Origin of the sequence: Allobosea caraganae (assembly GCF_003351345.1) — a bacterium.
GTDB classification, from domain to species: Bacteria; Pseudomonadota; Alphaproteobacteria; order Rhizobiales; family Beijerinckiaceae; genus Allobosea; species Allobosea caraganae.
Window position 1 is genome coordinate 35,115 of record NZ_QQTO01000021.1, and the last position, 21,933, is coordinate 57,047.

The following is a 21,933-nucleotide window of genomic DNA, read 5'->3' on the forward strand; positions in this document are numbered from 1 at the left end:
CTCTGGCGGGGCTGCCCGGTGCGTGAGAATATGTATTCCCGGGCCCATACGATCTCCTCGGGAGCTGTCCCTGACCGGGTCCCTGGACCCGGACATATGGCGCCCACCTACTCAGTAGGTGTCCCGGGATCGAAAATTCCACGGCCATGGTGGCTCCGCACTCTCCATGACACCTGACTTCCCGACCGCCGCCTCCCGCACCAAGAGCGAGTTGCGCACCGAAGCGCTTGCGCGCCGCGACGCGCTCGAGATCGACGACCGGCTGCTCTGGGACGAGGCCATCGCCGAGCGCGCCCTGGCCCTGCCGGTCTTCGACGGCGAGGGCCCGGTCTCGGCCTATTGGCCGATGCGTTCGGAGGCCGATCCGCGGCCGATCCTGGAAGCATTGCACGAAAGGGGCATGGCGCTGTGCCTGCCGGCTATCGTCGACAAGGCGATGCTGTTCCGGCGCTGGGCGCCGTGGGAGCCGATCGTGCCGGGCGGGTTCGGCACCTTGGTGCCCGAGCCGCTGCAGCCGCAGGTGAAGCCCGCCATCCTGATCGTGCCGCTCGCCGCCTTCGACCGGCGCGGCTACCGCATCGGCTATGGCAAGGGCCATTACGACCGGGCGCTGTCCGAGTTGGGCCCGGTGACCGCGATCGGCATCGCCTATGCCGCGCAGGAGATCGCGGCCGTGCCGGCGGAGCCGCATGACCAGCGGCTCGACTGGATCGTCACCGAGGCCGAGACCATTCGCTGCGGTTGATTCGGGGGCGCGTTCGCGTCACTGAAGGTCTTTGCAGTCTCGCGGGCCTCTCTCCATGCGTCTCCTCTTTCTCGGCGATATCGTCGGCCGTCCCGGACGGCTCGCGGTGCAAGATCAGTTGCCGGGCCTGCGCGAGCGCTGGAAGCTCGATTGCGTCGTGATCAACGGCGAGAACTCGGCCGGTGGCTTCGGCATCACCGAGGCGATCTGCGACGAGCTTTTGGCCGCGGGCGCCGATGTGGTGACGCTCGGCAACCATTCCTGGGACCAGCGCGAGGCGCTCGTCTTCATCGAGCGCCAGCCCGCCCTGATCCGCCCAGCCAACTATCCCGCCGGCACGCCGGGCCGCGGCGCCGCGGTGATCGAGGCCAGGAACGGCGCGCGCGTGCTGGTGGTCAACGTCATGGGCCGGCTGTTCATGGATGCGCTCGACGACCCCTTCGGCGCGGTCGAGCGCGAGCTCAACGCCTGCCCGCTCGGCGAGGTCGCGGATGCGGTGATCGTCGACGTCCATGCCGAGGCGACCAGCGAGAAGCAGGCGATGGGCTATTTCCTCGACGGCCGCGCCAGCCTCGTCGTCGGAACGCACACGCATGTGCCGACCTCCGACACGCGCATCCTGCCTGGCGGCACGGCCTATCAATCCGATGCCGGGATGTGCGGCGACTACGACTCCATCCTCGGCATGCATCGCGAGGAGCCGGTGCGGCGTTTCCTGCAGAAGACGCCGGGCGCTCGGCTGGAGCCGGCCTCCGGTACCGGCACGCTGTCCGGCGTCGCGGTCGACATCGACGATGCGACCGGGCTCGCCAAGGCGGTCTGGGCCATTCGCGTCGGCCCCAACTTGAGCGAGTCGCTGCCGACGGGCTGGGAGCGCGCCTAAGCCACCCGGCTCTGCTTCACCAGGCTCTCGAACGACTCGCTGAGGGACGAGGCCTGCTTGGCCAGCGCCTCGGCGACGCCGAGCACCTCGGTGACGTTGGCGCCGGCGACCAGCGCCATCTCGCTGACGCCGCAGACGGCCTGCGCCACCTCCTGCGTGCCCATGGCGGCGAGGTTGACGCTGCGCGCGATCTCCTGCGTCGCGGCGCGCTGCTCGTCGATCGACCCTGCAATCGTCACGGTGGTCCGGTCCATCTGGGTGACGAAGGCGACGATGCTCTCGATCGCGGCGATGGCCTCGCGCGTCGCCGCCTGCATGGCGGGGACCTGCGCGGCGATCTCGTCGGTCGCCTGCGCGGTGCGGGCCGAGAGCTGCTTGACCTCGTTGGCGACGACGGCGAAGCCGCGGCCGCTCTCGCCGGCGCGCGCGGCCTCGATCGTGGCGTTGAGCGCGAGCATGTTGGTCTGCGCCGCGATCGTCTTGATCATCTCGACGATGGAGCCGATCGTCTCGGCCGAATGGGCCAGGCTCTTGACGATGATATCGGTCTTGAGCGCGGCCGCATTGGCGTCATGGGCCATGTGGGCGGCGCGCGTGATCTCGGTGGAGACCTCGTTCAGCGCGATCGAGAGCTCCTCGGTGGCGCTGGCGACGTGCTGGACGTTCAGCGAGGCCTCGTCCGAGGCGCGGGCCGCGACGACGGCCTGCGTGCCGGTGTCCTGCACGACGCCGCTCACCGTGCGCGCCATGGTCTCGACCTTGTCGGCGCCGCTGGTGACCGTGTCGACCACGCCGCGCACCGTGCGCTCGAAGGCGGAGATCTCGGCCAGGGTCCGCTCGCGGTTCTGGCGCTGGACCTCGGCATAGGTCTCCAGCAGCAGCTCGAGGCCGAACTGCACCACCTTGTTGAGCGCGGCGCGCAGCGCGATGCGCCGGCTGAGGTCGCGCCGCTGCCAGAACCTGTTGAATTTCTGCAGGCTGTCGCGGTCGATTCCGAGCTCCGCGCCGATGCGGTTCGTCAGCACGGCATGGCCGATCGCCACCGCATAGGCGGGGACGTCGTGGCGGTGGAAGGCGCTCGCCAGACGGTGGGCCGAGTTCAGCGAGGCTTCGCCGAGATTGCCGGAGATGAGGTTGGTCCAATGCGCCAGGCGCAGCTCGTAGACCTCGCCGATCTCGATCGCGAACTTGATCTCCGGCCAGGGATTGAACTGGTCGTGCATCTCGTTCAGCAGCTCGGGCAGCCGCGCCCTGGCGAACTCGGCCTGGCCGCGGAGCAGGGCGAGATCGGCTTCCTCGATCTGGAAGGCGCGCAGCCGCAGATCCTGTTGAGCGATCGATGAGCTCGGCACGGTCGTCATGGGATCCGAGAGGTGCGGGCGCGCGGCCGGTTGTTGGCGTTACCGTGCCAATGTGGGGGATTCAGGCAAAGAATGCTTTAACGTTGCGTCAAGTGCATAGGCCGAGCGCGATGAAAATGCAGGCAATTTGCGATCGCGCCGGCGGAAGCGCGCTGCGGCTTGCCTGCCGGCGAGAGCCGCGCCTATAAGGCCCGATCTTCGCTCCGGCGCGCCCTTTCGGTCGGCCGGGCGCCATGACGGCAAGGATAGAGGCTCAAGTTTCATGGCCGGGCATTCCCAATTCAAGAACATCATGCACCGCAAGGGCAAGCAGGACGCAGTGCGCGCCAAGCTGTTCTCGCGGCTCGGGCGCGAAATCACCGTCGCCGCCAAGATGGGCATGCCCGACCCGAACATGAATCCGCGCCTGCGCATGGCCGTGCTGGCGGCGCGTGCGGAAAACATGCCGAAGGACAATATCGAGCGCGCCATCAAGAAGGCCGTCGGCAATGATGGCGAGAACTATGACGAGGTGCGCTACGAGGGCTATGGCCCGGGCGGCGCCGCCGTCATCGTCGAGGCGCTGACCGACAACCGCAACCGCACCGCGTCCGCCGTGCGCTCCTACTTCGCCAAGGCGGGCGGGGTCCTGGGCGAGAGCAACTCGGTCTCGTTCATGTTCAACCGCGTCGGCGAGGTGAGCTATCCGCCGGAGGCCGGCGATGCCGACAAGGTGATGGAGGCGGCGATCGAGGCCGGCGCCGACGACGTGATCAGCGACGAGAACGGCCACACCATCCTGTGCGGCTTCGACAGCCTGAACGAGGTCTCGAAGGCGCTGGAAGCGGCGCTCGGCGCGCCAGCCTCGGCCAAGCCGGTCTGGCGCCCGACCACGGCTGCCCCGCTCGACGAGGAGAAGGCGGCGTCGATGATGCGGCTGATGGAGTCGCTCGACAATGACGACGACGTCCAGAACGTCTTCGCCAATTTCGAGATCGCCGACGAGATCATGGCGAAGCTGAGCGCCTGAGGCGCCGGCGTCAGTCTTGCGCGGAGCGGGCGACTGCCTCCCGCGTCATGGTCGGGCTTGTCCCGACCACCCACGTCTTCCCTTCATCCGCGTCGCAAGACGTGGATGGTCGGGACAAGGGCGACCATGACGGCGAGTGCGTGTTACCGCCCCAGCAGCCCGTCCCAGAGCGGCAGGCTGACCAGCGCGCTCAAGAAGATCACCGCATAGGCGATGCGCCGGAAGGTCCGTTCCGAGGCGAGCCGGAAGCCGTGCGTGCCGATCCACAGGCCGGCGCCGTAGACCGCGAAGAGCGGCAGCGCCATCAGGGCCGAGGCCATGGTGATGATGCCCTTCAGAAAGAGCACGGCGCCGCTGATCGTGGTCGAGAGGCCGAAATAGGTCTGCAGGTTGGCGCGGGTCTTGTGGCGGTCGTTGCGCTGCGCGCCGAGCCAGAACACCGCAAGCGGCATGCCGCCGAGGCTGGCGAGCCCGTTGAACAAGCCGGACAGCGAGCCGACCGCAAGCGAGAGCGGGATGCCCGGTCGGCCATGATAGCGCCAGCCCGAGGCCAGCAGCGCGACCGCCGTGAGCACCAGCCCCGCCAGCAGCCAGCGCATCGTCAGCGGCTCCAGCCAGGTCAGCAGCGCGATGCCGGCCGGCAGGGCGAGGCTCGCTGTCAGCAGCAGCGGCAGGACCTCGCTCCATTCCGCCCGCTTGGCCGAGCGCGCCGCCAGCGGCAGGGCGAAGGGCGCGTCGATGACCCAGATCAGCCCGAGCGCCGCGACCGGGCCGATGACCAGGCTCGCCAGCGGCATGAAGACCATGGCGAAGCCGAAGCCGGTGAAGCCGCGCACCAGGCCGCCGAGCAAGGTCGCGCCGAGCAGGGTCGCGATGCCGGAGGCCGGGAGGTTGGGGAAGAGCAGGCTGAGAAGGTCGGGCATCGAACCGGCGGGACGGAGAATAATCTTCCCCACCAACTGGAAAGGCGCGGGGCGATCAACCCCCGTTATGGTGATGGCATCGATGAGCCGGGGAGATCGACGGGACGGTAACGGGACAAAAAGCTGCGAGACGCTAGAGTACAAACCATGACCATCGCGATTCGCATCCTCGGCATCGACCCGGGTTTGAGGAAGACCGGCTGGGGCGTCATCGCCTCGGAAGGCACCAGGCTCAGCTTCATCGGCTGCGGCTGCATCGAGAGCGACGACAAGCTTTCGCTGGCCGAGCGGCTGAAGCAGCTGCACGAGGGCATCGCCGGCGTGATCGCCGCGTTCGAGCCGGACGAGGCCGCCGTCGAGGAGACCTTCATCAACCGCGATCCGCAATCGGCGCTCAAGCTCGGCCAGGCGCGCGGCATCGCGCTGGTGGTGCCGGCGATCGCGGGCCTGAGCGTGGCGGAATATGCCGCGAACCTGGTCAAGAAGACGGTGGTCGGCGTCGGACATGCCGATAAGAAGCAGGTCCAGATGATGATTCGCGTGCTGCTGCCCAAGGCCGAGACGAAGAGCGCGGATGCGGCCGATGCGCTTGCGGTCGCGATCTGCCATGCGCAGCATCGCGGCATCAGGACGCTGACGGCGCAGATGCGGGCAGCCTCGTGAAAGGTTGCGGTGCAAGCATGAGAGCAGGGCAGGGCGAGCGATGATCGGCAAGCTCAAGGGGCTGATCGATTCCTACGGCGAGGATTTCGTGATCATCGACGTCCAGGGCGTCGGCTATGTCGTGCAATGCTCGTCGCGGACCTTGCAGCGCCTGCCCAAGCCGGGCGAGGCGGCGGCGCTCGCGATCGAGACGCATGTGCGCGAGGATGCGATCCGGCTCTACGGCTTCATGTCGGACACTGAGCGCGACTGGTTCCGGCTGATGCAGGTGGTGCAGGGCGTCGGCGCCAAGGTGGCGCTCGCCATCCTCTCGACGCTGGAGCCCGGTGCGCTCGCGACCGCGATCGCCACCAACGACAAGGCGGCGGTGGCGCGCGCGCCCGGCGTCGGGCCGAAGCTGGCGCAGCGCCTTTGCGCCGAGCTCAAGGACAAGGCGCCGGCCTTCGGCCATATCGATCCGGGTGTGGTGCAGCTTGCCGGCGCGCTCGAGGATCGCAAGCTGCCGCAGCCGATCGCGGATGCCGTCTCGGCGCTCGCCAATCTCGGCTATCCTCAGGCGCAGGCGGTGGCTGCGGTTGCTGCCGCCTCGAAAGCGGCGGGCGAGGGAGCCGGCACGGCGCAGCTCATCAAGCTGGGGCTGAAGGAACTGGCGAAGTGAGCGGGGAGCAGAAGCGGAAGCTTGCGCAATTCGGGCTCGCCGCGCTGTTCTTCGCCGTCCCGTGGCCGCCCGTGATGACAGTATATTACACCCTGACCCTGGCTCCGGTGCTTTATTTCAACGACGGCGATGCCATGGTTCAAGTTCTGATGTGGCTGCCCTTCACCCTGCTTTTTTCGTATCGGATCTGGTTCGTGCCCGCGCTGCTCACTGGCCTCTATGCTGCAGCCGCCGCCGCCATCGCAGGCGAGCGACGGAGCAGCGTCTTTCATGCCGCGCTCGCCGGCGGTGCCTGCGCGGCCGTCAGGGCCTGGATCGAGCCGACCGGAACATGGCCGGCCACCGCGGTTGCGCTGGGTGCCGGGGCTCTGGCCACCGCAACGCTGTGGCTTGCCCTGAAGCGCCTGCCGGCGGCCGCGTCATGATCGTCCCTGCCGACCTCGTCCTGCATGTCGTCACGGACAAGCACGAACTGCTGGCACTGATGCTGCGCGAGTGGGGCTCGCACAAGATGATGATCGACCTGCACACCTATGACGTCGCGGAGATCGACGCGCTCGGCCTCTATACGGAGGCGGGCGAGACGGCGGCTCTGGCGAGCTGGACGCTCCGCGACGACACCGCCTATCTCTGCGCGCTGCACTCGCTGATACCCGGCGAGGGCGTCGCGATCAGGATGCTCAACGAGGTGATCTGGGCGGCCAGGCGCGCCCGGGCCAAAAAGCTCAGGGCGATGCTGACCAACGACAACATCCCGGGCCTGACCTTCTACCAGCGCCGCGGCTTCCGGCTGTCGGCGCTCTATCCCGAGGCGATCGACGTCTACCGCTCGGTGATTCCGAGCATCATCAAGACGGGCTACAGGGATATTCCGGTGCATGACGCGCTGGAGCTGGAGATGGAATTGTGAGCGAACCCCGCCGCCTCGTGACGCCCGAGCGTCGCGACGACGACAGCGAGACCTCGCTGCGGCCGCTGTCGCTTGCCGATTTCACCGGGCAGGCAGCGGCGCGGGCCAATCTCCAGGTCTTCATCAACGCTGCCCGCACGCGCGGCGACGCGCTCGACCACGTGCTCTTCGTCGGCCCGCCGGGCCTCGGCAAGACGACGCTGGCGCAGATCGTGGCGCGCGAGCTCGGCGTCAATTTCCGCTCGACCTCGGGTCCTGTGATCGCCAAGGCCGGCGACCTCGCCGCGCAGCTGACCAATCTCGAAGAGCGCGACGTGCTCTTCATCGACGAGATCCACCGGCTCAACCCGGCGGTGGAGGAGATCCTCTACCCGGCGATGGAGGACTACCAGCTCGACCTGATCATCGGGGAGGGGCCGGCGGCGCGCTCGGTCAAGATCGACCTGCCCAAGTTCACGCTGGTCGGCGCCACCACCCGCGCCGGCCTGCTGACGACGCCGCTGCGCGACCGCTTCGGCATCCCGATCCGGCTGCAATTCTACACGGTGGAGGAGCTGCAGGGCATCGTCGCGCGCGGCGCCCGCGTGCTCGGCATCGGTATGTCCGACGACGGCGCGAACGAGGTCGCCCGCCGGTCCCGGGGGACGCCGCGCATCGCGGGGCGCCTGCTGCGGCGGGTGCGCGACTTCGCCATCGTCGACGGCGACCCGGTGATCACCCGCGCAGTCGCCGACAAGGCGCTGCACCTGCTCGACGTCGACGGCATCGGCCTCGACCAGATGGACCGGCGCTACCTCACGACCGTGGCGATCAACTTCGGCGGTGGGCCGGTCGGGATCGAGACCATCGCCGCCTCGCTCTCGGAGCCGCGCGACGCGATCGAGGAGATCATCGAGCCCTTCCTGCTGCAACAGGGCTTCATCCAGCGCACACCGCGCGGGCGCCTGCTGACGCCGCACGCGTTCCGGCATCTCGGCATGCCCGAGCCGAACCGCGAGGTGGCGCAGTTCGGGCTGTTCGGGGATGAGGAGGAATGATGGCTCGCGTCGCCGATCTGCTTGATCGGATGCGGCGCAATTCGGTGTCGAACTGGACGATGGCGGACATCAAGAGCCTTTGCGACGACCACGGCATATCCTGCGAACCTCCGACAGGTGGCGGGTCTCACTACAAGGTCGCCCACCCACGGATGATCGCGATTCTCACCATCCCATTTCGTCGCCCGATCAAACCCGTCTATATTCGCAAGCTCGTGAAGTTCGTCGATGAGCTGCGAGCGATGTCGGCCGGGAGCTGACCATGGATGATCTGACCTACGCCGTGCTGGTCGAGCCGCTGCCCATTTCGGAAGGAGGCGGCTATCTCGCATCCGTGCCCGATCTTCCTGGCTGCATGTCGGATGGCGAGACGCCGGAGGAGGCGATCGCCAATGTCCGGGACGCGATTGCCTGCTGGATCGAGGCCGCCAAAGAATTGGGAAGGGCTGTTCCGCCGCCAAGCCGCGCGAAGGCCGTGGCGTGAATAACATGGCGCTCAAGGTGCCCGAGGATATCGAGGTCCTGGTACAGGCACGGGTCGAGGCCGGTGGCTTCGCCAGCCCCGAAGAAGTTTTGCGCGATGCGATGAAGCCGCGGCTCGATGCCGAACAGCAGCGGCAGGAGAAACTGCGCGCTGCCAGGACCAAGATCGCCGAGGGTGACGCCGATCCAGTTGACTCGGCCGCTGCCGAGGTATCCTCCCGCCTGGATGCGCTCGCGGCGAAGCTGACTGGTCGTGCCGCATAGAAAAACATTGATCGCCTACCGCATTCAGATGACGCGCATCAGGATCGTTCGGGTCTTTTATGGCGGTCAGGACTATTCCGCCTTAATGGAGACCTGACATGCGAATTGCCAGATTGATGCGATGGGTCGCGGCCGGCGTGCTGGTCTTGTCCGCCTCCTTCGCACATGCCCAGGCGACGCCCGACGCCACGGTCAAGGCGGCCTATGCCGCGACGATCCGCAGCCTGGCCTCGACCGGGCCGAAGGCCGCGCCGCCGCCCTGGCGGCCGCCGCATCGCGACAAGCTGATGAGCAAGGGCCTGGCCGCGCTGTTCGCCCGCGACGATCTCTACTCGGAGGAGAGCGGCGAGATGGGCCATGTCGATGCCGACCCGTTCATCAGCGGGCAGGATGGCGAGGTGAAGAGCCTGCGCGTCAGCGTGACCGAGCCGCCGGCCAATGGCCGGGCGCTGGTGACAGCGAGCTTCCTCAGCTTCAAGTCGCCGGTGAGCGTGCGCTTCCGCATGGTCGAGGAGGGCGGGAGCTGGCGCATCGACGACATCGTCAACCGCGTCGAGGGCAAGGACTATGCGGTGCGCGAGTCGTTGTCGCAGCCCTATGAGTGCGGCTCGTTCATGAAGAAGCCCTGCAAGAAGTAGGGTTGCGTGGTGTGCTTTGGCGCGGCGGTTGTTCTTCGAGGCATCTCAAGGCTAAAGGTCCGGGCGACAGTCCAGCCGAAAGACCCTTATGAGCGCCGTCCACCAGCTTCCGATCCGCGTCTACTACGAGGACACCGATTTCTCCGGCGTCGTCTATCACGCCTCCTACCTGCGCTTCATGGAGCGCGGGCGCACCGAGCTGATCCGGGCGCTGGGCGTCGAGCAGCGCGAGCTGTTCGATGGCGATGCCGCGCTCGGCTTTGCCGTCAGGCACATGGCGATCGACTTTCTGAAACCTGCCGTGATGGACGACGTGCTGACGATCGAGACCCAGGCCACTGCGGCGCGCGGAGCGACCATGGACGTGGCCCAACGCGTGCTGCGCGGCGAGGAGGTCCTGGTCACGGCGCAGGTCAAAGTCGCCTGCGTCGGCGGCGGCCGGGCTCGGCGCATTCCCGATGGGCTGAGGCGCCGGCTCGGGCTGGAAATCATCTGAGCCTCGGCTGGCATCGACGCTGGCCGGCCCCCATGTTAGTGCCCGTAACATGAGCTGGAAACGCGACGAGCCCGATCAGCCGCGGGGCTACCACCACGGCAACCTCAAGGAAGCGCTGGTGCGCGCCGCGCTCGGGCTGATCGGCGAGAAGGGGCCGAGCGGCTTCACCTTCGCCGAGGCCGCGCGCATGGCCGGCGTCAGCCCGGCCGCGCCTTACCGGCACTACCGCGACCGCGACGAGTTGCTGGCGGATGTCGCGGCGCGCGGCTTCACGGCCTTCGAGGCAGCGCTGGCGCGGGCTTGGGACGGCGGCAGGCCCGATGCCGAGGCGGCGTTCCATCGCGTCGGCCGGGCCTATCTCGCCTTCGCGCACGACCAGCCCGCCTTCTATTCGGCGATGTTCGAGGCCGGCGTCCCGCTCGATGCGAGCCCCGACCTGCGCGCCGCCGCCGACCGCTCCTTCCAGCTCCTGCGCAATGCGGCGGAGACGCTGATCGCCGACCTGCCGCAGGACAAGCGCCCGCCGGCGCTCATGATGGCGCTGCATGTCTGGGCCATGTCGCATGGCGTTGCCGCCCTATTCGGCCGCGCCGATGCCGGCCGGCGCACCTTGCCGATGTCGGCAGCCGATCTGCTCGAAGCCGGAATGCTGATCTACTTCAAAGGCTTGGGCCTGCCGCCCGGCAAGGCTGGCTGAGGCTAGAGCATGGCGCGAAAAAGTGGGCGCCGGTTTTTCGCGTAAGCCATGCTCTGACTTTTGGCGAAGACCGCGATGCGATCTGGCACGCAAAAATTCACACGAGCCATCTTGAAAGGCTTGGCAGCTGGGTCCAGATATGTAAATGTGATTTACATTCACACGGTCGGCGTCGCCGATCGGGGAGGTTGGCCTGCAGCGGCTGCCAGTCGCTGTCATTCAGTTTCGAGAGGGATCGATGCCGATCGTTGCCAAACTTGATGAATACGGGAAAGGGGCCTGGCTCGCCTTCGCGGTGCTCGGGTTCGTGGTCTGGTGGCCGCTGGGTCTGGCGACCCTGGCCTTTCTGTTCGGGAGTGGACGCATGGGACATGGTTGCGGACGTGAGCGCTACGAGCATCGGATGAGCCGGTTGCAGAGCAAGATGGATTACCTGCGCGAGCGCATGGGCGGCGGTGGCCAGCCCTGGGGCCAGGGGGGCGGTTTTGGCGGCGGCTGGGGCCGCGGCCCTGCCACCAGCGGCAACCGCGCCTTCGACGATTATCGCGAGGAGACGCTGCGGCGGCTCGAGGAGGAGCAGCGCGAGTTCCAGGACTTCCTGGGCAAGCTGCGCATGGCCAAGGACAAGGCCGAGTTCGACCAGTTCATGGCCCAGCGCCGCGACGGCGGGGAGAGCCCGGCGCCCAACGCCTGATCTTCCAAGCCTCCGCTAGAATCGGCCCGCCTCGGCAACGAGGCGGGCTTTTTTCGTTCGTGCGCGCGGCGCTTGGCCAGCTTGGTGCCTGCGAAATTGTCGCAGGCGGCGGGGCATATACCCGGCATTAACCTTGCTGGGGGCTTAACTCGAACCCGAGCATGCGTTTCGCAGGAAACCCCGTTTCGGCCCATCTTTCGCCGGATTCACAGGCGATTGACGACATCGGCAAATCCCCGGATCGCGGATCGGGCGGCGGCGCGGGTCACCCGCGACGCGTGCGGCGGGGCTGTGCGGGGCTTCATCAGGAAGCGCCGGGCGCCCAGGCAGAAGGATGACAGGATGAACCCCGCCGACGTCGCGCAGGCCGCGCCGCAGATCGACATGTCGTTCTGGACGCTGTTCTGGCACGCCCATATCGTCGTCAAGCTGGTCATGCTCGGGCTGATCAGCGCCTCGATCTGGTGCTGGTCGATCATCATCGACAAGACCTTGCTCTACCGCCGCACGCGGCGCGGCATGGATGCGTTCGAGGAAGTGTTCTGGTCGGGCCGCTCGCTCGAGGAGCTCTACCGCGAACTCGCCGCCCGCCCGGTCAACGACATGGCCGCGGTCTTCGTCGCGGCGATGCGCGAATGGAAGCGCTCGTTCGAGAATGGCGGGCGCTCGGTCGCCAGCCTGTCGCAGCGCATCGACAAGGTGCTCGACGTCACCATCCAGCGCGAGACCGAGCGGCTCGAATCGGGCCTGCTCGTGCTCTCGACCATCGCTTCGGCCGCGCCCTTCATCGGCCTGTTCGGCACGGTCTGGGGCATCATGCACTCGTTCACTGCGATCGCGGTCTCCAAGAACTCCTCGTTGGCGGTCGTGGCGCCTGGCATCGCGGAGGCGCTCTTCGCCACCGCGATCGGCCTGTTCGCCGCGATTCCGGCGCTGATGGCCTACAACAAGCTCCAGGCCGAGGTCGCCAAGGCGCAGAACCGGCTCGAGGCCTTCGCCGACGAATTCTCCGCGATCCTGTCGCGGCAGATCGACGAGCGGCTGGCGGCGTGAGGAACTGAGACATGGGCATGTCCGCAGCATCCGGCGCCAAGGCCGGGGGACGACGCGGCCGGCGCGGCCGGCGCCACGGCGCCATCGCCGAGATCAACATGACGCCGTTCATCGACGTCATGCTGGTGTTGCTGATCATCTTCATGGTCGCAGCGCCGCTGATCGCGACCGGCGTGCCGCTCGACCTGCCGCAGACCGGCGCGAAGCCGATCAACGTCGACCAGAAGCCGGTCACCATCGCCATCGACAGCAAGGGCCAGATCTTCCTGCAGGATCAGCCGACGCTCGAGCCGGACCTGGTGAGCAAGCTCCAGGGCCTGGCCAAGCAGGGCTTCGACGAGCGCATCTACGTGCGCGGCGACAAGCAGGTCGATTACGGGCGCGTCGCCTCGGTGATGTCGACCATCACCTCGGCGGGTTTCAAGCGCGTCGCGCTCGTCACCGAGCCGTCGACGCGCTGATCACGACGGCTTAAGGCGAGGGCGACTCGAGCGTGAAGCTTTCTACCTCCGAACCGGGAATGGCGGTCTCAGCGCTCGGCCACGTGACGTTTCTCGTCGCGGGGCTGCTGGCGTTTGCCTCGCCTGCGCCCCTGCCGGAGAACGAGGAGGCGATCGCGGTCGAGGTGATCGATCCCAGCGCGCTGAACCAGATCACGCGCGGCGAGCGCAAGGCCGAGAAGGTGCAGGAGCAGCCGCTGCCCCGCGCCGAGCGCAAGTCCGAGATCGTCGAGCGCAAGGAGCAGGGCGAGGCCAAGCAGGACACGCCGGCGCCGCCGACGCGCCCGCCCGAGCTCAAGGTCGCCGACGACAACGCGTCGGCTCCGACGCCACCGCCGCGCCCGGCCCCGCAACCGCCGAAGCCCGAGCCCAAGCCGGCGCCGGAAGCCGCCAAGGCCCCGCCGCAGAAGAGCGAGGCCCAGGCCGCGCAGGAGGCCGAGCAGAAGCGCGAGGAGCTGGCGAAGCTCACTGAGGAGGCCGAGCTGGCCTCGAAGGCGAAGAAGGCCGAGGAAGACGCCAAGGCCGCCGCCAAGGCGAAGGCCGAGGCGGACGCCAAGAAGGCTGACGCGGCGAAGGCCAAGGCTGTCGCCGACGCCAAGGCGGCCGAGGCCGCCAAGGAGAAGGACAAGGCGGAGGCCGAGGCGGCCAAGGTCGCAGCGGCCCAGGCGGCCAAGGACAAGGCCGAGGCAGACGCCAAGGCGAAGGCCGAAGCGGAGGCCAAGGCCAAGATCGCCGCCGTCGCCAAGGCCAAGGCTGAAGCCGAGGCCAAAGCCAAGCGCGAGGCCGAGGTCGCCAAGAACTTCAACGTCAACGCCATCGACAAGCTGCTGCAGTCGAAGGAGCCGGCTCAGTCGACCGGCTCGTCCGCGCCGCAGGTCAACCGCACGGCCTCGCTCGGCACCGAGCGCGGCTCGTCGCAGAAGCTCAGCCCGTCGCTGCGGGCCCAGCTCATCGGCATTATCCAGGACCAGCTGCTGAAGTGCTGGAACGTGCCGATCGGCCTGGCCAACGCCAAGGGCTCGGTCGTGCCGGCCGTGCGCATGAAGCTGAACACGGACGGCTCGCTCGTGGGTACGCCGGGCGTGATCAACTCCTCGTCCGACCCGCTTTTCCGGGTCGCCGCCGATTCCGCGCTGACGGCGACGCGCCGCTGCGCGCCGCTGCGGATTCCGGCCCAATTCGCCTCATTTTATGACGATTGGCGCGACGTCGTCGTCAATTTCGACGCAAGGGACGTGCTGTGATCCATCGCACCGCCACCACCGCCGGGACCCACCCGGCTCCTCGCTCCGGGCTGACGCGCCGCCACGCGCTGGCGCTCGCCGGCTCGGCCGGCTCGGCCTCGCTGCTCCTGCCTGCCGCCGCGCGGGCCGAACTCGTCATCGACCTGCGCAAGGGCACGTTCCAGCCGATGCCGATCGCCATCGCCGATTTCGGCGGCGAGAGCGGCGTGCTGGTCTCCGGCGTCATCACCAACAACCTGAAGCGCTCCGGCTATTTCCAGCCGGTCGACAAGGCGCGCCATCCCGACAAGAACCCGGCCTTCGATTCCGTGCCGCAATTCGACGCCTGGAAGGCGATCGGCGTGCAGGCGCTGGTGACGGGCCGCGTCTCGCGCGACGGCAGCGGCCGGCTCAAGGCCGAATTCCGGCTCTGGGACGTGGTCACCGGCCAGCAGATCGACGGGCAGCAATATTTCACCGACCCGAACAACAGCCGCCGCGTCGGCCACATCATCTCGGACGCGATCTACACCAAGGTCACCGGCGTCGGCGGCTTCTTCGACACGCGCGTCGTCTTCGTCGACGAGTCCGGCCCGAAGGAGAACCGCCGCAAGCGCCTCGCCATCATGGACCAGGACGGCGCCAACGTGCGCTACCTGACCAATGGCGACGTCTCGGTGGTGACGCCGCGCTATTCGCCGGTGGCGCAGGAGGTCGCGTACATGTCGCAGCGGCTCGGCGAGCAGCCGCGCGTGCACGTGCTCAACATCGAGACCGGCCAGCGCCAGATCGTCGGCAACTTCCCCGACATGACCACGAGCCCACGCTTCTCGCCGAACGGCGCGCGCATCGCGCTCAGCCTGCAGCAGGGCGGCAACGCCAACCTCTACGTCATCGACATCGGCTCGCGCACCACGACGCGGCTGACCTCGACCGCGGCGATCGACACCTCGCCCTCGTTCTCGCCTGACGGCACGCAGATGGTGTTCGAGAGCGACCGCGGCGGCTCGCAGCAGCTCTACCTGATGGGCGCCGGCGGCGGCGAGGGCAAGCGCATCTCCTTCGGCCAGGGCTCCTATTCGCAGCCATCCTGGTCGCCGCGCGGAGACCTGATCGCCTTCACGCGCCAGGGCGGCGGCGGCTTCGCCATCGGCGTGATGCGGTCGGACGGCTCCGGCGAGCGCATCCTGACCGAGGGCTTCCATAACGAGGCGCCCAACTGGGCGCCGAACGGCCAGTACCTGATGTTCTTCCGCGATCCCGGCGGCCAGTCCGGCGGCAAGCTCTACATGGTGGACATCACCGGCCGCGTCGAAGTGCCTGTGCCTACGCCTGCCTTCGCCTCCGATCCGAGTTGGTCGCCGCTGCTGACCTCGGCTCGCTGACGCCTGCTCTCAACCGGGCGGGAACGATCGGCACCCAACATCGTTGACGGTATACCCGGGGCTGTGCTCCGTTCCTGCCGTTCAGGGAACCCGTATGTCTCACCCATCCAGCGCGTCCGAGCCAATGCAGCCGGGCCGCTCCCATCGTCGCCTTCGCCGCTACGCCCTCCTCGCCATCGTCCTCGCCGCGTTCGGCTACTGGATATCGCCCTATGTCGCGGTGACGCGCTTCGCGCTGGCGGCCAATGCCGGCCGCACCGAGGAGATCGTCGCCAAGATCGACGTCGAGGATTTGCGCGCCGGCTTCGCCCGTCAGATCGTCAGGGCCTATATCGCGCGCAATCCGCAGGCGCGCGACCTCGATCCGATGAGCCGGCAGGTCGTGACCAGTATCGTCGGCGGCTATGTCACGACGGTCATCGCGGACTACCTGACGCCCGACGTCATCGCCGACCTGATGGCCAAGGGCCGGCCCGCGGCGGGAGCGGCGACCCTGCTCGAGACCGGCGCGGCCGCGCCGCGGCTCGACGGCTGGCGCAATGCCTGGATGCTGTTCCGCGCCTCGGGCTTCACCGGGCCGACGCGCTTCGTGGTCGAGCCCGACCCGAGCGTGGAGGAGCAGAAGCGCTTCCGGCTGCAGTTCGCCCTGGAGCAATGGCGCTGGCTGCTGCGCTCGGTGGAGTTGCCGGAGAGCATTCTGGTCAGGCTCGCGGACGAGTTGAAGGCGAGGGTCGATCGCGAAAGCTGATGCAGGAAAGCAACAGCATCGAAATGCCGGTATTTCGCTGCAATTGGTTAACCATACGCCGCAATGCCGCCACTTCGCCTTGTTCTGGCAAGGTCTCGTTTAGGTTGACGCACCATTGATGAACCCTACGCGAGGCCTGTCGGCCCGCCCCGTCATTTGATCGCCCCGGAGAAGAATCATGCTCCCGTCCACGTTTGCCAGCGGTCGTGCCGTCCGCTTCGCCTTCGCCATCGCCGCCACGCTCGCGCTCGGCGCCTGCGCCAAGGATCAGAACGCCGATGCCGGCGGCTTCGGCGCCGGTGGCGCCGCGACCCCGGGCAGCACCCAGGACTTCGTCGTCAATGTTGGCGACCGCGTCTTCTTCGAGACCGACCAGACCGACCTGACCTCGACCGCGGTCGCGACGCTCGACAAGCAGTCGTCCTGGCTGCAGCGCTACCCGCGCTACACCTTCACCATCGAGGGCCACGCCGACGAGCGCGGCACGCGCGAGTACAACTATTCGCTCGGCTCCCGCCGCGCCCAGACCGTGCGCGACTACCTCGCCTCGCGCGGCATCCAGGGCAGCCGGATGCGCATCGTCTCCTATGGCAAGGAGCGCCCGGTCGCGGTCTGCAACGACATCTCCTGCTGGTCGCAGAACCGCCGTGCCGTAACCGTTCTCGACGGCGCCGGCGGCGGCGTCTGAGCCCGTTTGCGAATTCTGCCGGCGAGCCCAGCGAATTCTCAAAGCGGTCTCCGCTGGCGGCAGTCTTGAGATAGTGAGCAGACGCCTGCGCTTTCTTCGGTGAAAGCGCAGGCCTTTTCATATTTTGGCCGTGGTGGCGGGCTGTGATAACGCATCGTACACGGGGGCAACGCGGTTTTCATGATGGTTCGAGACGTCGTAATGTCTGATCGTTCGCGGGGCGTGCGCCGCGTCCTGGCCGCGTTGGCCTTTGGACTGGCCGCATCGGTGATGGCCGCGCCGGCATCGGCCCAGGATGCGGCCGAGCTCACGGTGCGCACCGGGCGCCTCGAGAACCAGGTCCGGACGCTGTCCGGGCAGATCGAGCAGCTGCAGTTCGAGAACCGCCGGCTAACCGAGCAGCTGCGCAAGTTCCAGGAGGATGTCGACTTCCGCCTGAACGAGCGCAGCGGTGGCGGCGCCCGTCCGGGCAGCGCTGCTCCCGGCCCGGCCGCGTTGCCGGCTCCCGGTGGCGCGCAGCCGCCGGCCCAGCCCGGCCGCCAGCGCCGCGGCGATGCGTTCGACCCCAATGCGCAGCCCCAGGCGGCCGGCGCGCCGCGCTCGCTCGGCGGCGGCAGCGTCGAGGGCATCATCGAGGAAGACTATGCGGGCGGGCCCTCGCAAGGGCCGCTCGATCTCCAGGGCGTCGGACGGGCCGTGCCGCAAGGCGCGCTGCCGCCGGCGCAGCGCGGCGGGACGAGCGTTGCCGCGACCGGAGCGGCGCCGAGCCCCAAGGAGGCCTATGACACGGCCTACGCCTACGTGCTGCGCAAGGAATACGAGCAGGCCGAGATGGGCTTTCGCCAGTTCCTGCAGAGCTATCCGCGCGACCGGCTCGCCGCGGACGCGACCTTCTGGCTCGGCGAGAGTTATCTCCAGCGCCAGCGCTACCGCGAGGCGGCCGAGCAGTTCCTGAAGATCTCGCGCGACTATCCAAAGGCCGGCAAGGGTGCCGACAGCCTGCTCAAGCTCGGCGTCTCGCTGAACGGCCTCGGCGCGCGCGACCAGGCCTGCGCCACCTTCGCCAAGGTCTCGGTCGATTATCCGGCCGCATCGAACGCCGTGCGCCAGGGCGTCGAGCGCGAGCAGCGCCGCGCCCGCTGCGCGTGAGCGCGCCGGCGCAGGAGCATTTCAGCGACCAGCCGGTCTTGACCGGCGAGGCGGCGGCGCTCTTCGCCGGGCTGGCTGACGAGACGCGGCTGCTCGTTGCCGTCTCTGGCGGCCCGGATTCCGTCGTACTGCTGGCGCTGCTGAGCGACTGGGCCCGGCAGCCCGGCCGGCCGGAGCTCGTCGCCGCGACCGTCGACCATGGCCTGCGCGCCGCCTCCGCCGGCGAGGCCGAGGCGGTGGCTGCGCTGTGCCGCGAGCTCGGCGTTCCGCACGCGATCCTGCGCTGGAGCGGGCCCAAGCCGGCCTCAGGCATCCAGGAGCGGGCGCGCCAGGCCCGCTACTCGCTCCTCGCCCAGCATGCCGATGGCCTGGGGGGGGCGGTCCTGGTGACGGCGCATACCTTGGACGATCAGGCCGAGACGATGCTGATGCGCATGGCGCGCGGCTCCGGCCCGTCCGGCTTGCTCGGGATGCGCTCCCGCGTCCGCAAGGGTGCCATCGACCTCGCCCGGCCGCTGCTCGGCGTGCCGAAGGCGCGGCTCATCGCGACGGCTGACGCGCGCGGGCTGCCCTTCATCCAGGATCCGAGCAATGCCGATACCCGCTTCGAGCGGGTGCGCTGGCGCGGGCTGATGCCCGCCCTCGCCGAGGAAGGCCTGGGCGCCGAGCGGCTGGCGACCCTGGCCTCGCGGCTTGGCCGGATCGAGGCTGCGGTCGAACACCGGGTCGCGGCGCTGCTGCCGCTGCTCGTGCCTTCGGATGATGGCGCGGCGATGCGGCTTGATCTGACGGCGCTGGCCGGTGAGCCGGACGAGGTCGTGCTGCGCCTGATCGGGCGCGGGCTGGAGGGCGTCGCGGCTCGCGGCGATGGCGAAAACCTGCCGCGCCTGGAACGGCTTGAGGCCTGCGCCTTCGCGCTGATCGACGCCGCAGGCAGGGGGCTGGCCATGACGCGGACATTATCGGGGTGCGTATTGGCGCTCGATCGCAAAGGCGCGCTGACGTTCGCGCGCGAGCCTATGCGCAGGCGTGGCGTTCACCCTGCGCCGTAATGAGCCCGTTTCCAGTCTTTTGTTCACTTGGCAAGGGCACGTGTCGCTCCTAGATTAACGTCTGAAACCCTTGGCCTTCTCCGGTTGGACCGGGCGGCCCGATCGGACTGGTGATGAATCCGAATTTTCGAAACTTCGCCCTTTGGGTGGTGATCTTCCTGCTGGTGCTGGCGCTCGTCACGCTGTTCCAGAGCCCGAGCCAGCGCGCGAGCACGAACGAGATCCCCTACAGCCAGCTCGTCAACGAGTCCGAGGCCGGGCGGATTTCCAGCGTGGTCGTGGCGGGACCGGAAATCTCCGGCACCTTCTCGGATGGCCGCAGCTTCGTGAGCTACGTGCCCTACAGCGATCCGGCGCTGCTGAAGACGCTGGCGCAGAAGGGCGTTCAGGTCTCGGCCCGCGCTCCGTCCGAGGGCACGCCGTGGTTCATGGCGCTGCTCGTCAACTCGCTGCCTTTCGTCATCTTCATCGGCCTGTGGATCTTCATGTCCCGCCAGATGCAGAATGGCGCCGGCCGCGCCATGGGCTTCGGCAAGTCGAAGGCCAAGCTGCTGACCGAGGCGCACGGCCGCGTCACCTTCGAGGACGTCGCCGGCATCGACGAAGCCAAGGAAGACCTCACCGAGATCGTGGAGTTCCTGCGCGACCCGCAGAAGTTCCAGCGCCTCGGCGGCCGGATTCCGCGCGGCGTGCTGCTGGTCGGCCCTCCCGGCACCGGCAAGACCCTGACGGCGCGCGCCGTCGCGGGCGAGGCCAACGTGCCGTTCTTCACGATCTCGGGTTCGGACTTCGTCGAGATGTTCGTCGGCGTCGGCGCCAGCCGCGTCCGCGACATGTTCGAGCAGGCCAAGAAGAACGCGCCCTGCATCATCTTCATCGACGAGATCGACGCAGTCGGCCGCCATCGCGGCGCCGGCCTCGGCGGCGGCAACGATGAGCGCGAGCAGACCCTGAACCAGCTCCTCGTCGAGATGGACGGGTTCGAGCCGAACGAGGGCGTGATCATCATCGCCGCCACCAACCGGCCCGACGTGCTCGATCCGGCGCTGCTGCGCCCCGGCCGCTTCGACCGCCAGATCGTGGTGCCGAACCCCGACGTCGCCGGCCGCGAGAAGATCCTGCGCGTCCACGTCCGCAAGGTGCCGATGGCGCCCGACGTCGACCTCAAGATCCTGGCCCGCGGCACGCCCGGCTTCTCCGGCGCCGACCTGATGAACCTCGTCAACGAGGCGGCCCTGCTCGCGGCCCGCCGCGGCAAGCGCATGGTCACCCATGCCGAGTTCGAGGACGCCAAGGACAAGGTCATGATGGGCGCCGAGCGCAAGTCGATGGCCATGTCCGAGGAAGAGAAGAAGCTGACCGCCTATCACGAGGCCGGCCACGCCATCGTCGGCCTCTACGTCCCCGCGGGCATCCCGGTGCACAAGGCGACGATCATCCCGCGCGGCCGTGCGCTCGGCATGGTCAAGTTCCTGCCCGAGGGCGACCGCTACTCGATGAAGTACAAGGAGTTCACCTCGCAGCTCGCGGTCGCCATGGGCGGGCGCGTGGCGGAGGAGCTCACCTTCGGCAAGGAGAACATCACCTCCGGCGCCACCGGCGACATCCAGCAGGCCACCAAGATGGCCAAGGCGATGGTGACGCAGATGGGCTATTCGGACGAGCTCGGCCTGGTCGCCTATGGCGACAACCAGGAAGAGGTCTTCCTCGGCATGTCGATGGGGCGCACCCAGAACCTGTCGGAAGCGACCGCGCAGAAGATCGACAGCGAAGTGCGCAAGCTGGTGCACCAGGGCTATCTCGACGCCAAGGAGATCATCTCCAAGCACCACGACGAGTTCGTCTCGGTCGCCGAGGCGCTGCTCGAGTTCGAGACGCTGACCGGCGACGAGATCCGCGACCTGCTCACCGGCAAGCGCCCGACGCGCGACATCGACGAGACGCCGTCCGGCCCGCGCCACTCGGCGGTGCCGAGCGCCGGCCGCGGCCGCAAGCGCGACGAGCCGGATGCCGGCCTGGAGCCGCAGCCGCAGGCGTGAGCTTGTCGGGCGCAGCGTGAATCTTCCCGAAAGGCGGCCTCGCGGCCGCCTTTCGCTTTGCTGGGCCGCGCTATTGTGCGGGACGGGCGCGCGGCGAGGAGTGCTGGTGGGCGATGAGCCAAGCGCCGTCCTGCTTGACCAGCACGAACGTGTAGCGGGCCGGAGCCGTGAAGGCCTGGCCATCCGGGCGCGTTCCGGAGAATTCGTAGAAACCGGCGACCACGACCTGACCGTCGCCAAGCATGGTCGTGGCCTCGCTGCCATCCTGTGCCAGCTTGACCTGGTTGCGACTGCGGGCGGCGGGCCCGAAATAGGCGCGCAAGGCGTCTTTCCCCACCGCCAGGCTGTTGGCCGTGGTGCCGTGAACCGAGGCTTCCGGCGTATACGCCGCAATGATCTTGTCGATATCGCTGGCGTTGAAGGCCGTTGCCCAGTTCTGGATCACCGCGAAGGCGTCATCCTTGGGACCGGCGAGCGTACCGGAACCCGAAGCTGAGATGAGAACTGCCGTCGAGACCATGATCGCCATTACGTGTTGCATCGCGCGTCCTCGTGCTGATCCGCTGCGGCAAGTCTGACGGTCGCTCATGACGGGACGCTGTGATCCCGATCACATTGCGATGATGGGCGGGCAC

At 68.2% G+C, this 21,933-nt stretch carries 27 protein-coding genes and 1 other RNA gene; 25 read left to right on the forward strand and 3 right to left on the reverse strand.

Annotation, left to right across the window (positions count from 1 at the left end; all coding sequences use genetic code 11):
* Positions 1-5: 5 nt before the first annotated feature.
* From ssrS to DWF00_RS14385, 3 genes are all read left to right on the forward strand, one after another.
* Positions 6-160, forward strand: a non-coding RNA gene (ssrS, locus tag DWF00_RS14375) — 6S RNA.
* A gap of 6 nt (positions 161-166) precedes the next feature.
* A complete protein-coding gene (locus DWF00_RS14380) occupies positions 167-745 on the forward strand; it encodes a 5-formyltetrahydrofolate cyclo-ligase (RefSeq protein ID WP_114832549.1) in 579 nt (192 codons plus the stop codon).
* Between the two features lie 55 nt (positions 746-800).
* Complete coding sequence (locus DWF00_RS14385; RefSeq protein ID WP_114832551.1) at positions 801-1,628, forward strand: TIGR00282 family metallophosphoesterase; 828 nt, start codon at positions 801-803, stop codon at positions 1,626-1,628.
* Here DWF00_RS14385 and DWF00_RS14390 read toward each other — a convergent pair.
* On the reverse strand, positions 1,625-2,989 hold the full coding sequence (locus tag DWF00_RS14390; protein ID WP_114832552.1) for a globin-coupled sensor protein: 1,365 nt from the start codon (positions 2,987-2,989) through the stop codon (positions 1,625-1,627). The two genes, DWF00_RS14385 and DWF00_RS14390, sit on opposite strands and share 4 nt — an antisense overlap.
* A gap of 262 nt (positions 2,990-3,251) precedes the next feature.
* Here DWF00_RS14390 and DWF00_RS14395 point away from each other — a divergent pair, with 262 nt between their 5' ends.
* Positions 3,252-3,998 (forward strand): YebC/PmpR family DNA-binding transcriptional regulator, encoded by a 747-nt coding sequence (locus tag DWF00_RS14395; RefSeq protein WP_114832554.1) that lies wholly within the window; start codon positions 3,252-3,254, stop codon positions 3,996-3,998.
* 143 nt (positions 3,999-4,141) lie between these two features.
* On the opposite strand, the gene DWF00_RS14400 is transcribed toward DWF00_RS14395, so the two are convergent.
* Positions 4,142-4,921 carry a sulfite exporter TauE/SafE family protein gene (locus DWF00_RS14400; protein ID WP_114832555.1) on the reverse strand — a complete coding sequence of 260 codons (780 nt, stop codon included), beginning with the start codon at positions 4,919-4,921 and terminating at the stop codon, positions 4,142-4,144.
* Positions 4,922-5,068: 147 nt separating this feature from the next.
* Between DWF00_RS14400 and ruvC the strand changes: the two genes are divergently transcribed.
* The 21 genes from ruvC (at position 5,069) to ftsH (ending at position 21,298) form a co-directional block, all read left to right on the forward strand.
* Positions 5,069-5,584 carry a crossover junction endodeoxyribonuclease RuvC gene (gene ruvC, locus DWF00_RS14405; RefSeq protein WP_114832557.1) on the forward strand — a complete coding sequence of 172 codons (516 nt, stop codon included), beginning with the start codon at positions 5,069-5,071 and terminating at the stop codon, positions 5,582-5,584.
* A gap of 40 nt (positions 5,585-5,624) precedes the next feature.
* Positions 5,625-6,242: a Holliday junction branch migration protein RuvA gene (gene ruvA / locus DWF00_RS14410; protein WP_114832559.1), complete on the forward strand. Its 618-nt coding sequence runs from the start codon at positions 5,625-5,627 to the stop codon at positions 6,240-6,242.
* Positions 6,239-6,667 (forward strand): hypothetical protein, encoded by a 429-nt coding sequence (locus DWF00_RS14415; RefSeq protein WP_114832561.1) that lies wholly within the window; start codon positions 6,239-6,241, stop codon positions 6,665-6,667. Before ruvA ends, DWF00_RS14415 begins: the two co-directional genes overlap by 4 nt.
* The gene (locus tag DWF00_RS14420) at positions 6,664-7,152 is read left to right on the forward strand and encodes a GNAT family N-acetyltransferase (protein WP_114832562.1); all 489 of its coding nucleotides are present in this window, start codon (positions 6,664-6,666) and stop codon (positions 7,150-7,152) included. The genes DWF00_RS14415 and DWF00_RS14420 overlap by 4 nt, the downstream gene beginning before the upstream one ends.
* A complete protein-coding gene (ruvB, locus tag DWF00_RS14425; protein WP_114832564.1) occupies positions 7,149-8,189 on the forward strand; it encodes a Holliday junction branch migration DNA helicase RuvB in 1,041 nt (346 codons plus the stop codon). The genes DWF00_RS14420 and ruvB overlap by 4 nt, the downstream gene beginning before the upstream one ends.
* On the forward strand, positions 8,186-8,449 hold the full coding sequence (locus DWF00_RS14430; protein ID WP_245973932.1) for a type II toxin-antitoxin system HicA family toxin: 264 nt from the start codon (positions 8,186-8,188) through the stop codon (positions 8,447-8,449). Before ruvB ends, DWF00_RS14430 begins: the two co-directional genes overlap by 4 nt.
* A gap of 2 nt (positions 8,450-8,451) precedes the next feature.
* Positions 8,452-8,673: a type II toxin-antitoxin system HicB family antitoxin gene (locus DWF00_RS14435; protein ID WP_114832565.1), complete on the forward strand. Its 222-nt coding sequence runs from the start codon at positions 8,452-8,454 to the stop codon at positions 8,671-8,673.
* Between the two features lie 5 nt (positions 8,674-8,678).
* Positions 8,679-8,936, forward strand: coding sequence for a ribbon-helix-helix domain-containing protein (locus tag DWF00_RS14440; protein ID WP_114832567.1), 258 nt, complete (start codon positions 8,679-8,681; stop codon positions 8,934-8,936).
* A gap of 98 nt (positions 8,937-9,034) precedes the next feature.
* Positions 9,035-9,574: a DUF3828 domain-containing protein gene (locus tag DWF00_RS14445; RefSeq protein ID WP_114832568.1), complete on the forward strand. Its 540-nt coding sequence runs from the start codon at positions 9,035-9,037 to the stop codon at positions 9,572-9,574.
* Positions 9,575-9,662: 88 nt separating this feature from the next.
* Complete coding sequence (ybgC, locus tag DWF00_RS14450) at positions 9,663-10,070, forward strand: tol-pal system-associated acyl-CoA thioesterase (protein ID WP_114832570.1); 408 nt, start codon at positions 9,663-9,665, stop codon at positions 10,068-10,070.
* Positions 10,071-10,119: 49 nt separating this feature from the next.
* Positions 10,120-10,767, forward strand: a complete 648-nt coding sequence (locus DWF00_RS14455; RefSeq protein ID WP_114832572.1) for a TetR/AcrR family transcriptional regulator — start codon at positions 10,120-10,122, stop codon at positions 10,765-10,767.
* Positions 10,768-11,005: 238 nt separating this feature from the next.
* Entirely contained in the window at positions 11,006-11,461 is a 456-nt protein-coding gene (locus tag DWF00_RS14460; RefSeq protein WP_114832573.1) for a DUF2852 domain-containing protein, read from the forward strand.
* A gap of 342 nt (positions 11,462-11,803) precedes the next feature.
* Positions 11,804-12,514, forward strand: a complete 711-nt coding sequence (gene tolQ / locus DWF00_RS14465) for a protein TolQ (protein WP_114832575.1) — start codon at positions 11,804-11,806, stop codon at positions 12,512-12,514.
* Positions 12,515-12,525: 11 nt separating this feature from the next.
* Complete coding sequence (tolR, locus tag DWF00_RS14470; protein ID WP_114832577.1) at positions 12,526-12,975, forward strand: protein TolR; 450 nt, start codon at positions 12,526-12,528, stop codon at positions 12,973-12,975.
* Positions 12,976-13,034: 59 nt separating this feature from the next.
* Positions 13,035-14,258: a cell envelope integrity protein TolA gene (gene tolA, locus DWF00_RS14475; protein WP_114832579.1), complete on the forward strand. Its 1,224-nt coding sequence runs from the start codon at positions 13,035-13,037 to the stop codon at positions 14,256-14,258.
* Between the two features lie 50 nt (positions 14,259-14,308).
* A complete protein-coding gene (gene tolB, locus DWF00_RS14480) occupies positions 14,309-15,622 on the forward strand; it encodes a Tol-Pal system beta propeller repeat protein TolB (RefSeq protein WP_114832589.1) in 1,314 nt (437 codons plus the stop codon).
* 124 nt (positions 15,623-15,746) lie between these two features.
* Positions 15,747-16,370: a DUF2939 domain-containing protein gene (locus tag DWF00_RS14485; protein ID WP_181832907.1), complete on the forward strand. Its 624-nt coding sequence runs from the start codon at positions 15,747-15,749 to the stop codon at positions 16,368-16,370.
* Between the two features lie 178 nt (positions 16,371-16,548).
* Positions 16,549-17,058 (forward strand): peptidoglycan-associated lipoprotein Pal, encoded by a 510-nt coding sequence (pal, locus tag DWF00_RS14490; protein ID WP_114832582.1) that lies wholly within the window; start codon positions 16,549-16,551, stop codon positions 17,056-17,058.
* A gap of 201 nt (positions 17,059-17,259) precedes the next feature.
* Entirely contained in the window at positions 17,260-18,207 is a 948-nt protein-coding gene (gene ybgF / locus DWF00_RS14495; protein WP_114853036.1) for a tol-pal system protein YbgF, read from the forward strand.
* The gene (gene tilS / locus DWF00_RS14500) at positions 18,204-19,259 is read left to right on the forward strand and encodes a tRNA lysidine(34) synthetase TilS (RefSeq protein ID WP_181832875.1); all 1,056 of its coding nucleotides are present in this window, start codon (positions 18,204-18,206) and stop codon (positions 19,257-19,259) included. Before ybgF ends, tilS begins: the two co-directional genes overlap by 4 nt.
* A gap of 113 nt (positions 19,260-19,372) precedes the next feature.
* A complete protein-coding gene (gene ftsH, locus DWF00_RS14505; protein ID WP_114832306.1) occupies positions 19,373-21,298 on the forward strand; it encodes an ATP-dependent zinc metalloprotease FtsH in 1,926 nt (641 codons plus the stop codon).
* Positions 21,299-21,368: 70 nt separating this feature from the next.
* On the opposite strand, the gene DWF00_RS14510 is transcribed toward ftsH, so the two are convergent.
* A complete protein-coding gene (locus tag DWF00_RS14510) occupies positions 21,369-21,827 on the reverse strand; it encodes an SgcJ/EcaC family oxidoreductase (protein ID WP_181832876.1) in 459 nt (152 codons plus the stop codon).
* Positions 21,828-21,933 lie beyond the last annotated feature (106 nt).

What these genes read in the sequence shown, in the direction of transcription:
- ftsH (WP_114832306.1), top strand. Translation starts at nt 19,373, where the DNA reads ATGAATCCGAATTTTCGAAACTTCGCCCTTTGGGTGGTGATCTTCCTG.
- DWF00_RS14435 (WP_114832565.1), top strand. Translation starts at nt 8,452, where the DNA reads ATGGATGATCTGACCTACGCCGTGCTGGTCGAGCCGCTGCCCATTTCG.
- DWF00_RS14485 (WP_181832907.1), top strand. Translation starts at nt 15,747, where the DNA reads ATGCAGCCGGGCCGCTCCCATCGTCGCCTTCGCCGCTACGCCCTCCTC.
- pal (WP_114832582.1), top strand. Translation starts at nt 16,549, where the DNA reads ATGCTCCCGTCCACGTTTGCCAGCGGTCGTGCCGTCCGCTTCGCCTTC.
- DWF00_RS14380 (WP_114832549.1), top strand. Translation starts at nt 167, where the DNA reads ATGACACCTGACTTCCCGACCGCCGCCTCCCGCACCAAGAGCGAGTTG.
- DWF00_RS14430 (WP_245973932.1), top strand. Translation starts at nt 8,186, where the DNA reads ATGATGGCTCGCGTCGCCGATCTGCTTGATCGGATGCGGCGCAATTCG.
- DWF00_RS14390 (WP_114832552.1), bottom strand. Translation starts at nt 2,989, where the DNA reads ATGACGACCGTGCCGAGCTCATCGATCGCTCAACAGGATCTGCGGCTG.
- ruvC (WP_114832557.1), top strand. Translation starts at nt 5,069, where the DNA reads ATGACCATCGCGATTCGCATCCTCGGCATCGACCCGGGTTTGAGGAAG.
- DWF00_RS14440 (WP_114832567.1), top strand. Translation starts at nt 8,679, where the DNA reads ATGGCGCTCAAGGTGCCCGAGGATATCGAGGTCCTGGTACAGGCACGG.
- ruvA (WP_114832559.1), top strand. Translation starts at nt 5,625, where the DNA reads ATGATCGGCAAGCTCAAGGGGCTGATCGATTCCTACGGCGAGGATTTC.
- DWF00_RS14420 (WP_114832562.1), top strand. Translation starts at nt 6,664, where the DNA reads ATGATCGTCCCTGCCGACCTCGTCCTGCATGTCGTCACGGACAAGCAC.
- DWF00_RS14395 (WP_114832554.1), top strand. Translation starts at nt 3,252, where the DNA reads ATGGCCGGGCATTCCCAATTCAAGAACATCATGCACCGCAAGGGCAAG.
- ybgF (WP_114853036.1), top strand. Translation starts at nt 17,260, where the DNA reads ATGTCTGATCGTTCGCGGGGCGTGCGCCGCGTCCTGGCCGCGTTGGCC.
- tolQ (WP_114832575.1), top strand. Translation starts at nt 11,804, where the DNA reads ATGAACCCCGCCGACGTCGCGCAGGCCGCGCCGCAGATCGACATGTCG.
- DWF00_RS14455 (WP_114832572.1), top strand. Translation starts at nt 10,120, where the DNA reads ATGAGCTGGAAACGCGACGAGCCCGATCAGCCGCGGGGCTACCACCAC.
- ybgC (WP_114832570.1), top strand. Translation starts at nt 9,663, where the DNA reads ATGAGCGCCGTCCACCAGCTTCCGATCCGCGTCTACTACGAGGACACC.
- DWF00_RS14510 (WP_181832876.1), bottom strand. Translation starts at nt 21,827, where the DNA reads ATGGCGATCATGGTCTCGACGGCAGTTCTCATCTCAGCTTCGGGTTCC.
- tolA (WP_114832579.1), top strand. Translation starts at nt 13,035, where the DNA reads ATGGCGGTCTCAGCGCTCGGCCACGTGACGTTTCTCGTCGCGGGGCTG.
- DWF00_RS14460 (WP_114832573.1), top strand. Translation starts at nt 11,006, where the DNA reads ATGCCGATCGTTGCCAAACTTGATGAATACGGGAAAGGGGCCTGGCTC.
- DWF00_RS14400 (WP_114832555.1), bottom strand. Translation starts at nt 4,921, where the DNA reads ATGCCCGACCTTCTCAGCCTGCTCTTCCCCAACCTCCCGGCCTCCGGC.
- tolR (WP_114832577.1), top strand. Translation starts at nt 12,526, where the DNA reads ATGGGCATGTCCGCAGCATCCGGCGCCAAGGCCGGGGGACGACGCGGC.
- DWF00_RS14385 (WP_114832551.1), top strand. Translation starts at nt 801, where the DNA reads ATGCGTCTCCTCTTTCTCGGCGATATCGTCGGCCGTCCCGGACGGCTC.
- DWF00_RS14445 (WP_114832568.1), top strand. Translation starts at nt 9,035, where the DNA reads ATGCGAATTGCCAGATTGATGCGATGGGTCGCGGCCGGCGTGCTGGTC.